Consider the following 13,160-nt stretch of genomic DNA (forward strand, 5'->3'; position numbering starts at 1 on the left):
CATCCCCCTTTTCATTTACGGTCGAACTTCGATCGCTCCCAGCGGGACCGCATCCAGCGGATAACGCGCCCCCGAAGGATCCACGGCCCTCCAGCGCCCTTCCTCCGAGTACCAGCCTATGAAGATCCCATAGTGGCCAGGGGGAAGATCCTTCGGGATCTGCAGTCGATGGATATCCTCCACATATTCCCCCGGCTCCCAAGTCAAAATCGGTCGCTGGCCTCCCTGTGGCGGCGCATCCCCTGTCGTGAGAGGCGATTGGTCCGGTCGCCGGCTCAGATGGACAAAAACCACCCCGGGGCGCTCCGGCTGACGCCGCACGTGCCAGGCTAGACGGACTTCCACCATTTGACCTGGGGCAGCCTGCTCCGGGCGGATCTCATAACGATCCAGACAGATCCGATCCTCGAAACATGCGCGACCTTCTCGGCTCAGCGGGATCGGCTTGCGACGGGTCGGCCAAGGGGAGAGGTTCAGTGTGAAAACCGGATAACCCTGGCGATAAAAAGGCCACATGGTCTCCCAGGGGATCGGCTCCCCCCGCTCGTCATAGACAACCAGCCGGACCTGCCCGTAGCCCCGGAGGTCAGGCGGCAATGGCACAACGAGCGGTTGCGCGACGATCTGGCCAGCCTTCCACCGATCGGAGGGGAAGAACGCAGGGCCCAGCTCTCCCCGGAACAGGAGACGACGCGTGGCTCCTTGCTGCCAGAATAAAGCTATCGAACGCGCACCGGGAGAGTCGGCTTCGGCTCGCCAGAGCAGGTGAACAGGCACTCCAAGACCAGGGAAATATGGAGGATCCACCACCAGCCGGGCGGCAAGCAGCTGGACCCCGCCCATGGAGCGAACCCCAGGGGTCATGAAATCCGGAGGATGGGTATAGCCTTCCAGAAAGAAAGATGGCGATTCCCACGCTGGTGCCCCATTCGCCGGGATGCGGCGATCGAGATCGAAGGCTTCCACCCGCAACCGATAGATCCCCGGAGGAAGGCCGGGAGGCAATCGCATACGGACCTGCTGGCGAACCGGTTGGCCCTCCGGCCATCGGTCCGGCGGGAACGAAGGCCAGATCGGTTGAACTTCCCGAGCCCAGACCTCACCACCCCCATCCATAAGTCGAATGTCCAACCATAGATTCAGCGAGGAGAGCGATCCTTTCTCCCAGAAAAACCACCAGCGGAGCACAGGATATGCCAGCTCCGGCCCCTCTATCCATCGAAGGCGAAGATAAGATCCGATCTGAAGATCCACCGGGATCGCTTCCGGGGATGGCTGATGATCCCAGGCATAGAGCTCATAGACCAGCACACGAACCCATATATTCCGGCTGGGGAATACTTTTTGCATCAGATAGAGACCGTTCGCGCTCAACCAGTGGGGGAGAGCCTGATTGGGCCGGAGGAGATCTTCCTCAGAGAGGCCCGTGATCAACCAGATGCGCTCTGGACGCTGGGTGGAAGCTTCCAGCGCTTGAATCATCGCTTCCTGCTCTTCGCCCTCCCGACCGGTCAAAAGAAGAGGAGCAGAGCCATGATAGTAATACCTGGCCAGTGGGGTCAGTGTGAGATCTTGAAGAATCACCAGATCCTTGGCAGTGACCTCTCGGTTCGTCCAGGCCAGAGCACCCCGCCAGTCATCCTTGAGAGAATAGGGTTCACAAAAATAGAGCCCATCGCTCAGGAGCATGCCAGCGCAAACCAAGGCACTGATGGGGATCCCAACGTAAACACCGCGGCGGATCAGGAGAGCAAATCCCAGGGATGCCAAGAGATAGGCCATCGGAGTGATGAGGAACAGATGGCGGATGTTTTGATAGAGGGGTTTTATATAAGAAAGCCCATAAAGAAGAACCGTGGGACCGAAGAAAGAGAACAAAAACAGGAAACCAACAGATCGTTTGTGACGCAGGAGATGCCATCCCCCTATCCCCATCGCTCCCACCCATGCCCACTGGATAGGCCACAACTCGGGGTTCCGATAAGGAAAAGAGGTTCCAAAGGCAGGCGCTCGGAGTATGTCGATCAGAAGGCCTGGGAAAGGGATGAAGTGGTAATCCCGTTCTGGACCACTGAGCAGCCTTTGATAGAGAAAGGGCAGAAAAAGTCCCAATATAGCAAAAGCAGGAAGCGATAGGAGTGCCATACGGCGCTGGCTACGTTGAGGCTGAAAGAGAGCCCAAAGCCAGAGCGAAAAGATCAACAGGATAGCAGTATAATGCGTTAACAGCATAGAAACCATCGCAGCGATCATGACAAACCGGGAAGAAGTTCGCGAGGAATTCCTGGAAAAGGAAAGCCAGAGCCGGAAAAGGAACAGGCTCTCCAGGGCCAGAAGCGTATACATCCGGGCCTCCTGGCCATACCATAAATAGAGGGGTGAGACGGCCAGGAGAAGGGCGCTGATCCAGGCCGCGGCCGGCTCCCCAAGCTGTTTCCAGATCGTCCAGGCGAGGGGGATGATGAGGATCGAAGCCCACACGGATGGGAACCGAAGAGCGAACTCCGTATCGCCAGCCAGCGCCATCCAAACTTTCAGCACAACGAAGTAAAGAGGGGGGTGATTGTCTATGGTCAGAATAGGTCGAAGGCCCTGCAGGACAATCTGCCCACGGAGGAGCTCCGCCCATGGGGCCTGCGCTCGATAGAGTGTCAGGCCCTCATCGTTCCAGAGAGAAGGCTCGCCTAGTCGATAGAGCCGGAGGCCAAAGGCGAAAAGGATCATGACCCCCAGCCCAGCCCGTATATTCCATCTGGCGCTTTGGCTTGGAAGGCTCAACATGGGTGGACCATGAGACCAAACCGGACTAAATCAGGAACAGCACCCGCCCCCGGTAACGGGCGCGCAGCTCCTGATTATGGGCGTCCGATCCCTCCAGGTTGCCGGAACGGAACAATGGGGGGCGGATCCCCTGCTCGATCAGCCGGGAGGCTGCCTCCGCGATCACCGCCTGAAGCAGGGCGGCGCCGACCACGGTGGAGGTGGGTCCTACATAAAGCTCCCCATCCAGGCGGATGGCCCCATCGCCCGGAGGGCCCATGGTATCCAGGACCACATCCGCGAGCTCGAAAAGACGTTTGCCCGAGGAATGGCGGGAGGGAATGGAGCGACTGAAGGTTACAGCGGTCACGGCGATCACCGGAAGGCCATGCTGTTTGCCGTAAAGGGCGACCTCAATGGGGGCCGGATTGCGGCCCGAATGGGAGATCACAATCAGCACATCTCCCGGATGAAAGGCGTGGGCGGCCAGAAGAACAGAGGCGAACCCCTCCAGGCGCTCGGCCCGCCCGAAAAGCGGATCAAATAGGGGATTCACACCCGCCAGCCCTCCGGCGCGACCGACGATATCCAGAGCCACCAGCTGCGAGTGTCCACTCCCAAACACATGGACGATCCGATCCCTGGCCACGGCCTCGGCAATCAGATGGGCCGCCGCAGGGATCGTGTCCCGATTCGCTTCGAAGGCGCGCTGCAGCTGATCCAGAACCACCTCACGATAGCGGGTCCAGCTCATGGTTTCTTCCCCTGAGCGAAAAGCTCATCCAATACATTGTAGTCATTTCCGGGACAGCGCCCATGACCAGGCAACCCATGATCGCCGTGAGTCCGGATGGAATTGGCCCCGTTCGGCTCCCATCCCTGTATGATCTATAACTGGAGAAGGGAGGGGCATCTTCGGGGTTCCGCGCGATCTCGAAAACCCCATGGACATGGAGGCAACCGGGATGATCCCTTACCGAGGACCGATCCCCGAGTCGATACGGGCTTTGCTGCGCGAGCTTGCAGACCCCTGGCTTTCCGAGATGGATTGGGAACACGCATGCCTGCATGTTGGGACTCCGCTCTCCCGGCTGATCCTGCGGCTGATGCCGGATCCGATTCCCGGGGTCAATCCGGCAGCTGTGACCCTCGGACGACACATTTTTATGGATCCGGATTACGGGCCGCTGGATCAGCTGCCGGGATTCCTCCTCCTGGTCCACGAGCTGGTCCATATCCGCCAGTGGCGGGAGAAGGGCCTCCTGGGGTTTCTGCTGGCCTACCTGAAGGATTACCTCAACCAGCCGCAACGCTATCGGGGGGTCCGCTTGGAGCATGAGGCCGCTCAGGTAGCCGCCGCGGTGGAGGAGCGCTGGCATGCACACCATTCCCCCGTGTAAGCTTGAAGCATCAGCAGGCGCACAGCGGCTTCCTTCAGATGGGAGGGCTATCGGGCCTTCCGGATCTGAAAGGTTCGATCCCCGAAAGCCTTGAAACAGGAGGTTTCCATGCGACGGGTGTTGATCCTGGGTGGCGGCTTCGGGGGAGTGGCGACGGCTTATTCGCTCCGTCAACGGCTCCCCCCGGAGGATGAGATCCTTTTGATCGAGCGACGTCCATATTTCATGATGGGCCTGCGCAAGACATGGGCCCTGATCGGCCGGGGCACCCTCGAGGAAGGGCGCCGACCCTTGAAGGCGCTGGAGCGCCTGGGGATCCGCGTCCTGCAGGCCACGATCCACGCTATCGACCCGGCCAATCGGGCCGTGGAAGCGGACGGCCAGCGCCTGGAAGGGGACGCGATGGTAATCGCGCTGGGCGCCGAACTGGATCCAGACGCCATCCCCGGCTTCCGGGAGCACGCGATCAATGTATACGATCCCCAGGAGATCCCCCGGGCGGCGGAGGCGGTGCGGGCGTTCCAGGGCGGGCAGGTCGTGATCGGGATTTTCGGCGCTCCGTACAAGTGCCCGCCCGCGCCCTACGAGATGGCCTTCCTATTGAAGGACTTCTTCGAGGCGCGGGGCATCCGGGCCCATCTGTCGGTGTTCACCCCCCAGCCGATGTCCCTCCCTGTTCTGGGTGCAGCCGGCTGCTCCGTTCTGGAGGGCCGCCTCGCGGAGCATGGGATCGAGTTCTCCCCCAACCAAAAGGCCACAGCCGTGGAAGCGGGAGCGGTGCGCTTCGGCGAGCGGCGACGGCCCTTTGATCTGCTTCTGGGAGTGCCCCCCCACCGCTGTCCGGAAGTGGTGGTTCGCAGCGGCCTCACCGATGGCGGAGCATGGGTGCGGGTGAATCCGCGGACGCTGGAAACCCGATTCCCGGGCGTTTACGCCATCGGCGACATCACGGAGATCCTCCTTCCGAACGGCATGCCCCTGCCTAAAGCGGGGGTCTTCGCGGAGGCGGAAGGCCAGGTGGTCGCGGAGCGGATCGCAGCGGTGTTCGCAGGTCGGGAGTCGGAGACCGCCTTCACGGGAGAAGGATTCTGTTACCTGGAGATGGGGCGAGGTGAGGCGATGCTGGTGCGCGGGCGCTTCCTCACGGATCCGGCCCCCGAGATCGAGCTCACCGAACCTTCCCCCCGCTACCTGGAGGAAAAACGGGCCTTCGAGGCGGAGCGGCTCCGGGCCTGGTTCGGGGAATAGAAGCGCTCCCTCGCGGTCGCCTGGCGGGATGTTCCCCCGAGGGTGAGGAGGCGCACGAGCCGCCCTGGATGACCCGCCCTTTTTCCCTGTGGCGCTCCGAGCCACAGGGAAAGGGAGGGGATCATCCCGCCTCCCCGATTGTGGTCCCGCGGTGTAAGCGATGAAAACCATCAAGCAGCAGAACCGGCGAATATGGATCGACCCCGTGCAACCCTGAGGCGGAAGGCGGGAAAAATCGACCGAGCGCTGGAGGCCTATTACGGGATCCCGGCCCGCTGGCGGCTGGATCCCCTCTCGGAATTGATCCTAACTGTCCTCTCCCAGAACACCAGCGACATCAACAGCTGGCGGGCTTTCGAGCGGTTGCGCGAACGGTTTCCCACATGGGAGGCGGTGCGGGATGCCCCTGTGGAGGCCGTGCGGGAGGCCATCCGGCCCGCCGGGCTTTCTGCCCAGAAAGCGCCCCGTATCCAGCGGATCCTGCGGCAGATCACCGAGGAGCGCGGGGAGCTGTCCCTCGACTTCCTGGCGGAATGGCCGGTGGAGGAAGCCAAAGCATGGCTGCGGAGGCTGGATGGAGTGGGGCCAAAGACGGCGGCCATTGTGCTCCTGTTTTCGCTGGATAAGCCCGCGTTCCCAGTGGATACGCACGTTCACCGTGTGGGAACCCGTCTGGGCCTGATCCCCGAGGGGATGTCCGCGGAGAAAGCCCATGACTGGATGGAAGCGCTCGTTCCACCGGAACGTTACCTCCCCTTCCACTTGCTCCTGATCCGCCACGGCCGGGAGATCTGCAAGGCCCAGCGACCGCGTTGCGAACTCTGCCCAGTGCAGCGCCAGTGCGATTTCTATCGAAGGCGCCGATGGCAAGCGGATTCCAAGGTCATAACCGGACAACACGCTACGAAGGGGGTCGTGTCGGATCCGGAAGGATCTGCAGATTTGCAAACCCAGCCAGGAGCCGCTTAAGCCCAACTTCCTCGAACATCACCACCACCTCTTCGTCCGGGCCAGCCCGCCGGCTCTCCAGGACCAGCCCTTCCCCAAACTGAGGATGACGAACCCGCATGCCCGGGCGGAAACGCAGGCTGGAGGGAGAGGCCACCGGGGTTTCCTGTAAATGTAAAGCGGCTACTTGACGATCCGGTCGGGATCGGGGGATCGCCCCCGTCAGCAACTCCTTGGGGATCTCCCGGAGGAACCGCGAGGGCGTGCGGATCTCATCATACCGACGGAAGGCATAGGTCAGAAACAGGAGATCTTTGGCTCGCGTCATCCCCACGTAGAACAGGCGCCGCTCCTCCTCCAGAGCGTCCGGCTTATCGAGCGAACGGCTGTGGGGAAGCAATCCCTCCTCCAGGCCGGTGATAAACACCGCCTGGAATTCCAGTCCCTTGGCGGCATGGAGTGTTAACAGGATCGGCGCATCCACCTCCCACGGGGAGGGCAGGGGGGTATCCACATCGGAGATCAGGGCGGCCTCGCTGAGGAAGGCTGCCAGAGGATCCTCGAAAGCGCCCGGTTGATAGGGGGTGGCGACCCGCAGCAGCTCCATCACGTTATCCCAGCGCCGTCCTCCGATCTCCTGCTCCTGATCCTCCAGGCTCTCCAGATATTCCGCGTAGCCGATCTCCTCGATGATGCGCCGCAATAACTCGGCCACGCCCATGCCCTCGCGGGCCGCCTGCCAGGCCCGGATCCGCTCGCTGAGATCGGCGAGGGCATGGCGGATTTTCTGGGAAAGGGATATCCCACCCTTCCCCCAATCCGGGGGAGGAAACGGGGAGGAGGAGCCCGTGGCCTGTTCGATGGCTGTGAACAGGGAGACGTTCTGACGCTGGGCCAGCGCCGTCAATTTGGAGAGCGTCGCCGGTCCGATCCCCCGTGGGGGCACGTTCAGGATACGGATCAGGCTGATATCGTCATGGGGGTTCAGAACGAGGCGGAGGTAAGCCAGAAGATCCTTGATCTCGCGGCGCTGATAGAAGCGAACACCGCCCACCAGCCGGTAGGGCAGACCGGCCCGGATGAAGGCTTCCTCCAGCGCCCGGGATTGCGCGTTGGTCCGATACATCACGGCGATCTCTTGAGGCCGAACTCCACGGGTTTCGATCAGCTCCTGGATATGGCGGACTACAAAGGCGGCCTCGTCTTCTTCGTCGAACGCTTCATAGACCGTAATCGGGGAACCAGGCCCGCGGGCGGCGACCAGGCGCTTTTCGTTATACCGCTCCCGGTTGAAACGGATGACGGACTGAGCCGCCTCCAAGATGGTCCGGGTGGACCGATAATTCTCTTCAAGGATGATGATGCGGGCCTCGGGGAAATGCTCCCGAAAGCGGATGACATTTCGGAAATCCGCCCCGCGCCAGCCGTAGATGCTCTGATCCTCATCCCCCACGCAGAACAGATTGCGGTGCCGGGAGGCCAGCAGCCGCAACAAGAAAACCTGCACGGTGTTCGTATCCTGGAACTCGTCCACCAGGATATGGCGGTAGCGTTCCTGATAGCGGGCCAGGGCCTCGGGGTGGTTTTCAAACAGATCGACCGCCCGCAGCAAGAGATCATCGAAGTCCAGAGCATCGGCGGCTCGCAGGCGCTCCTCATAACGGCTGTAAACACGAGCGACGATCTCATCGAAGTAGGTTTGAATGGGGTAGTCATCTGGGCGGATGAACTCGTTCTTGGCCCGGGAGATGGCTGCCCGCAGCGCCCCGGGCCGGTAGCGCTTTTCATCCAGGCGGAGATCCCGCAGCGCCTGACGGACGGCTTCCAGCTGGTCTTCCTCGTCGTAAATCACAAATTGAGGGTTCAGGCCCAGGAGCGAGGCTTCCCGGCGCAGGAAGCGGGCACAGATGGCGTGGAAAGTCCCCAGGGTGAGCTCGGCGGCCCGCTCGCCGAACAGGGCCTCCAGGCGGGCTCGCATTTCTTCCGCCGCTTTATTGGTGAAGGTGACGGCCAGGATGTGGAAGGGAGAGACACGCCGAACCGTGAGTAAATAGGCGATCCGATAGGTCAACACCCGAGTCTTCCCACTGCCCGGCCCGGCCAGCACCAGCATCGGTCCGTCCGGCGCCGTGACGGCTTCCTGCTGGCTGGGGCTCAGTTCCCTGAGAAAGGAAGGAAGGTGGCGCATAGGCGCTCCGATGGGGTGGTCTTCCAGAACGGGATCTTCTTTCTTCAGGGAGAAGCCGCGGACTTCCCTCGAATGCTATCGGGTGGAAAAACTTCGAGCGGATCCACGCCTTATGCCCTCTATGGGGGAAGTGGGAGGGTCATGGGCGCCGGCTCGTTCCCAGGCGAGAATCGGCTCCAGCGTCTGGATCCAGAGCGTTAGGCGCCGGGCGAAGCGCTCCATGCTTTCCTCATCCAGCGACGGAAGCGGATGGGTCTCAAACACCTTGGCCCATCCGCGATCCCACCACTCAGCCTCCACGTAAGGTCCTAGACGATCCCGGATCTCCCAGATGTGGCGGCTCACCCGCTCTAGGGCGTCCCGATTCCGCTCCGGGTCCCGGCTCTCAAAATGCAGGCCGATCTCGATGCGCCCCCGTCGTTCCCCCAGGTGCCACACCTCGTAGTGAAACGCCGGATCGCGATAGTAGACCTGCACCAGCCATGGCCGGGCGGACCATCGGAACCCCCGGAGGTCCGGTGGAAGGAGCGGCTGAAGTCGTTTGGGAAGCTCCTCCATCCATTCGCGTAACCGCACGGGCACCTCCGCATTCTACTGGACTCTGGACCCAGGGAGGCCTTGGCTCCCCCCGCGCTCGTATCAAAGGCTCACAGGCGTTTGTTCGTCCAGACGGGGGGGCGTGCCACGAGCAGGCTGCCCAGGAACAGCAGGCCGGCCAGGCCGTAGATCGCGTCGTAACCCAGCAGGCTGCCTGTGGTCCGGTTCAGCGCGTCGATGGCCGGTCCGCTCAAACGAGCCATGGCGCTGCCCACTGCCGTGGCGATATTCCCCAGCCCCAGATAGCGCGCCGCCTCATCGGAGGGCACAATACGGGTGATCCAGGTCCAGCTGGCGGCCACGAACAGGGCCACGCCCACTCCGATGACCAGCGAGGCAGCCACCAGCACTGGGAGCTCCGGCCGTCCATACAGCCGGGAGACACCGAGGAAGCCGAAGGTTCCCAGGCCGGCCAAGATCCCAGCGCCCTGGAGCAGTGGACGCACGCCCCAGCGATCGGCCAGGGCGCCAGAAGGTACCATGAGCAACAGGATCATCACCCCGAGGATTGCTGAAAGGGTGCCATTGAGAGCCTGCGCCTGCTCCATTGTCAGGCCCATGGTATCCCGGAAGAAGAAGATCAGAAAGGTGCGCAGCGTCAGCAAAGCCCACCAGAACATGAGGCGATGGGCCAGCCAGAAGGCAAAGGTGGGGGCGTGGCCCCATTCCACCTGATAGATCCAGGTGGGGCGACGAGACGGCGGCTCGGCTAGGGCCTGGGAGGGCACCGCTGCCGCCGTGATCAGCCCAACCAGAAGATAGAGCATCACTAGCACTGGATAGGGCCCCCAGATTTGCCCCCGGCCCAGGAAATAACCGGCGATCAGCGGGCCAATCACCACCGCCGGGATCTCCATAAATCCCTTGATCCCGGAGGCCCGGCCCCGTTGATCTTCGGGCACATGATCGGGAATCAACCCCTGGTAAGCGGCCTGCACCATGTTGGAGAATGTTTGCACCAGGAGCAGGGCCAGGAGGAGCAGCGGCACAGAAGGCGCGGCAACCAGGAGGGCCAGGGCCACGGCCAGGAGCAGACTGCCCAGCCAGAGGAACGGCTTGCGGCGTCCCCAGGGACTGTGGATCCGATCACTCCAGGCTCCAAAGACCGGCTGAACCAGGGCGGCCCAGAGCAGGCCGATGAAGGCCACGCTGCCCAGCAGGGTGTTCTGCCAGCCCGGGCCCGCCAGCTCGCTCGCCTTTTGGCTCAGCCAGGGGGGATCCACCACCGCGGCGGTCATGGTCAAAGCCAGCCCATACAGGCTCAGGGCGATCCACTGGGGCCAGGTGGTGGCAGCGCCTCGTGCGGTCGTCATCGTGGAGTCCTCCGACCGGAAGGAATGGGATTCTCCACGCCCCTGGTTATGATTCTAACTCAGAGAGTGGGGGGAAGAACCCGCCATCCCCAATCCCATAGGGAAGACGGCTGTACAATCCCCGATGTCACAAGGCTAAGATTATGGAAAAGCTTGGAGGGATTGCATGAAAGATCTCACCCTGCTGGTGATGGTGAGCCCGATGGGGAACCACCCGCTGGAACAGCAAATGGGGCGGATCCTCCGGGTGGCAGCTCAGGAAACCATTCGCCAGATCATGGATACCGGGCAGGTGGCTCAGGTCATCCTGGCCACTCCAGATCGAGAGGGCCTGGAAGCCCTGGAAGGGGCCCCTTTCCCTCTGGAAGTGGATCTGGATCCGGGGGGTCAGCCCTTCGAATTCGGCGCCCGCCTGGCCGAGCTGATCCAGCGCCATCGGATCTCCCGCCTGCTCTACGTAGGGGCGGGCGCCGCGCCCTTGATGAGCTCGGCGGATTGGGAAGCAGTGCTCACGGCGTTCGCGGAAATCCGGGAAGGCCTGCTGACCAACAACCTGCATTCCAGCGACTGGATCGCAGTGGCCCCGGCGGAGATCATCCCCGCCTGTGCCCGGCGGCTTCCCACGGACAATGCGATGGCATGGGTGCTGCATCGGGAGGCCGGGCTTCCGGCCCAGGTCTGGCCACGCTCCACCGCCTCTCTCCTGGATCTGGATACACCGGTGGATGCCCTGATCGCCGCCCAGCACCCCCAGGCGCCTGCTGCTCTCCGGGAGGCCGTGGTGCAAACCGGATGGGATCCCTCCCGGGTGCACCGGATCCAGGCCCTGTTGCGAACCCCCGGGAGCCGTCTGATCGTGGCGGGACGTGTCCCCTCATGGGCCTGGGCGGCCCTGGAACGGCACACTCAGGTCTGGACCCGTGTGTTCAGCGAGGAGCGGGGGATGCAGGCCAGCGCCCGGACGCAACGGGGCGAAGTGCGCTCCCTGGTGTATGCTTATCTTCAGGCAGTAGGGCCCACACGCTTCTTTGAGACGCTCGCGGAGCTGGGGGATGGAGCCTTGCTGGACATCCGGGTCTGGATGGCGGCCGCCGGCCGCTGGCCATCGCCCGCAGATCGCTACGCCGCGGATCTCTTTGCGGCCTCAGAGATCCGCGATCCGGTGATCCGGGAATGGATGGAAGCCGCGGCTCGGGCGCCTCTGGCCCTCCTGGTGGGAGGCCATACGCTGGTTGCCGCAGGCCTCGTGGCGCTGCTGGAAAGCGCCTTCGATATCCCGCGCATCTCCATAGAGTAAGAGCGATCGGTTCCCAAGCTGGAAAGGGGGACGCTGAATGGGATTCCATCGGAAATGGATCGGGCTCAGCTTGCTGGTGGCGTTCCTGAGCCTGGGGACGATCTGGGAGGGCCTTCATCGCCTTCCCCCTCGCCATATTGCTCGACTGGTCCCGAAGCCCCTTCAGCCCTGGTTCTGGCCGGCGCATCCGGAAGAGGTCCCCACGCCGATGGCAACGGTGCCCCCGGAACGGCTGGCGGCTCTTCTCACGCCGGCTGCTCCGCGCCCTTCCCCGTCAAGGACTGCCCGTCCTTCCCCGACGCCGGTCCCTTCTCCATCGCCTACCCTCACCCCGCCTCGCTCGACGCCAACGCCTACCGTCACCCGGCCGGCGTTCCCGGGGCCGACCCAAGCGGCGCGCAACACCCCGGCGGCGCTGGATCAGGCCGATGTGTTGCTTTACGGCGTGCGCCACATGTTCCAGACCTGGAACAATTGCGGGCCTGCCACCCTGGCGATGGCTTTAAGCTTCTATGGGTGGCATGGGTCCCAGCGGGATGCAGCCGCGGTCCTGAAGCCGGATCCGGAGGACAAAAACGTCTCGCCGGAGGAAATGGCGGCCTTCGCCCGAAGCCTGGGGCTGGGGGCACGGGTGCGGGTGAATGGGGATATCGAATTGCTCAAGCGTCTGCTCCGATCCGGCTTTCCGGTGATCATCGAGACCGGCTTTGAGCCCGATCCCCGGCAGGGGTGGATGGGGCATTATAGGCTCCTGATCGGTTACAGCGAGCGGGCGGGGCAGTTCATCCTCATGGACTCCTATATGGGTCCCAATCAGGGCGTTCCATATACCGAGGTGGACCGTTACTGGCGGCACTTCAATCGCACGTATATCGTGATCTATCCACCCGGGGCGGAGGGCCGCCTCCGGGAACTGATCGGCCCGACCTGGGACGACGACCGCCGGATGTGGGAAGAAACGCTGGCCCGGGCGCAGGAGGAGCTCGCGGCCCATCCTCAGGAGGCCTTCGCCTGGTTCAATGCGGGCGCCGCGCTGTTGCATCTGGGGCAGGTCGAGGATGCTGCAACAGCCTTCGATCAGGCGCGGTCTTTGGGGCTACCCTGGCGGATCCTGTGGTATCGTTTTGAGCCTTTCGAAGCTTATCTGGCGGCTGGCCGTTACGCCGATGTCATCGCCCTGGTGGATGCGAACCTGCGGGTGACACCTTATGTCGAGGAATGGTATGACTATAAGGGCCAAGCGCTGCTGGCGTTAGGGGATCGAGAGCGCGCCCGGGCGCTCTTTGAGCAGGCCCTACGGTTTAACCCCCACTTTCAGACGGCCCGAGCTCACCTGGAGGCCCTATCTCCCTGATGTCGCGCAGAGATCGCCGCAGAAGCGGCTCCTAGATGTTCTGGGTAAGCTATGA

Annotated in this window: 10 protein-coding genes; 5 read left to right on the plus strand and 5 right to left on the minus strand. The window is 62.9% G+C overall.

Features of this window, described 5'->3' with window-relative positions; translation table 11 throughout:
- Nucleotides 1-15: 15 nt before the first annotated feature.
- Nucleotides 16-2,724: a glycosyltransferase family 39 protein gene (locus ACFMO3_RS05770; RefSeq protein ID WP_376789481.1), complete on the minus strand. Its 2,709-nt coding sequence runs from the start codon at nt 2,722-2,724 to the stop codon at nt 16-18.
- Nucleotides 2,725-2,806: 82 nt separating this feature from the next.
- On the minus strand, nt 2,807-3,514 hold the full coding sequence (locus ACFMO3_RS05775) for a sugar isomerase domain-containing protein (protein ID WP_376789482.1): 708 nt from the start codon (nt 3,512-3,514) through the stop codon (nt 2,807-2,809).
- A 211-nt stretch (nt 3,515-3,725) separates the two neighbouring features.
- Here ACFMO3_RS05775 and ACFMO3_RS05780 point away from each other — a divergent pair, with 211 nt between their 5' ends.
- From ACFMO3_RS05780 to nth, 3 genes are all read left to right on the plus strand, one after another.
- Nucleotides 3,726-4,160, plus strand: coding sequence for a DUF4157 domain-containing protein (locus ACFMO3_RS05780; RefSeq protein WP_376789483.1), 435 nt, complete (start codon nt 3,726-3,728; stop codon nt 4,158-4,160).
- Between the two features lie 108 nt (nt 4,161-4,268).
- Nucleotides 4,269-5,408, plus strand: a complete 1,140-nt coding sequence (locus ACFMO3_RS05785; protein ID WP_376789484.1) for an NAD(P)/FAD-dependent oxidoreductase — start codon at nt 4,269-4,271, stop codon at nt 5,406-5,408.
- Between the two features lie 192 nt (nt 5,409-5,600).
- Nucleotides 5,601-6,377, plus strand: a complete 777-nt coding sequence (gene nth, locus ACFMO3_RS05790) for an endonuclease III domain-containing protein (protein ID WP_376789485.1) — start codon at nt 5,601-5,603, stop codon at nt 6,375-6,377.
- Here nth and ACFMO3_RS05795 read toward each other — a convergent pair.
- From ACFMO3_RS05795 to ACFMO3_RS05805, 3 genes are all read right to left on the minus strand, one after another.
- The gene (locus tag ACFMO3_RS05795) at nt 6,310-8,544 is read right to left on the minus strand and encodes an ATP-dependent helicase (protein WP_376789486.1); all 2,235 of its coding nucleotides are present in this window, start codon (nt 8,542-8,544) and stop codon (nt 6,310-6,312) included. The two genes, nth and ACFMO3_RS05795, sit on opposite strands and share 68 nt — an antisense overlap.
- A 75-nt stretch (nt 8,545-8,619) precedes the next feature.
- The gene (locus ACFMO3_RS05800; RefSeq protein WP_376789487.1) at nt 8,620-9,120 is read right to left on the minus strand and encodes a hypothetical protein; all 501 of its coding nucleotides are present in this window, start codon (nt 9,118-9,120) and stop codon (nt 8,620-8,622) included.
- 71 nt (nt 9,121-9,191) lie between these two features.
- Nucleotides 9,192-10,454, minus strand: coding sequence for an MFS transporter (locus ACFMO3_RS05805; protein WP_376789488.1), 1,263 nt, complete (start codon nt 10,452-10,454; stop codon nt 9,192-9,194).
- A gap of 166 nt (nt 10,455-10,620) precedes the next feature.
- Between ACFMO3_RS05805 and ACFMO3_RS05810 the strand changes: the two genes are divergently transcribed.
- Nucleotides 10,621-11,751, plus strand: coding sequence for a hypothetical protein (locus ACFMO3_RS05810; RefSeq protein ID WP_376789489.1), 1,131 nt, complete (start codon nt 10,621-10,623; stop codon nt 11,749-11,751).
- Nucleotides 11,752-11,788: 37 nt separating this feature from the next.
- Nucleotides 11,789-13,105 carry a C39 family peptidase gene (locus ACFMO3_RS05815; RefSeq protein ID WP_376789490.1) on the plus strand — a complete coding sequence of 439 codons (1,317 nt, stop codon included), beginning with the start codon at nt 11,789-11,791 and terminating at the stop codon, nt 13,103-13,105.
- The last annotated feature ends 55 nt before the right edge of the window (nt 13,106-13,160 follow it).

The sequence above is a fragment of the Thermoflexus sp. genome (assembly GCF_042408815.1).
Lineage (GTDB): Bacteria > Chloroflexota > Anaerolineae > Thermoflexales > Thermoflexaceae > Thermoflexus.

Excerpts from the sequence above, each read along its gene's own strand:
- ACFMO3_RS05770 (WP_376789481.1), bottom strand. The coding sequence starts at position 2,724 with ATGATCCTTTTCGCCTTTGGCCTCCGGCTCTATCGACTAGGCGAGCCT.
- ACFMO3_RS05775 (WP_376789482.1), bottom strand. The coding sequence starts at position 3,514 with ATGAGCTGGACCCGCTATCGTGAGGTGGTTCTGGATCAGCTGCAGCGC.
- ACFMO3_RS05780 (WP_376789483.1), top strand. The coding sequence starts at position 3,726 with ATGATCCCTTACCGAGGACCGATCCCCGAGTCGATACGGGCTTTGCTG.
- ACFMO3_RS05785 (WP_376789484.1), top strand. The coding sequence starts at position 4,269 with ATGCGACGGGTGTTGATCCTGGGTGGCGGCTTCGGGGGAGTGGCGACG.
- nth (WP_376789485.1), top strand. The coding sequence starts at position 5,601 with ATGGATCGACCCCGTGCAACCCTGAGGCGGAAGGCGGGAAAAATCGAC.
- ACFMO3_RS05795 (WP_376789486.1), bottom strand. The coding sequence starts at position 8,544 with ATGCGCCACCTTCCTTCCTTTCTCAGGGAACTGAGCCCCAGCCAGCAG.
- ACFMO3_RS05805 (WP_376789488.1), bottom strand. The coding sequence starts at position 10,454 with ATGACGACCGCACGAGGCGCTGCCACCACCTGGCCCCAGTGGATCGCC.
- ACFMO3_RS05810 (WP_376789489.1), top strand. The coding sequence starts at position 10,621 with ATGAAAGATCTCACCCTGCTGGTGATGGTGAGCCCGATGGGGAACCAC.
- ACFMO3_RS05815 (WP_376789490.1), top strand. The coding sequence starts at position 11,789 with ATGGGATTCCATCGGAAATGGATCGGGCTCAGCTTGCTGGTGGCGTTC.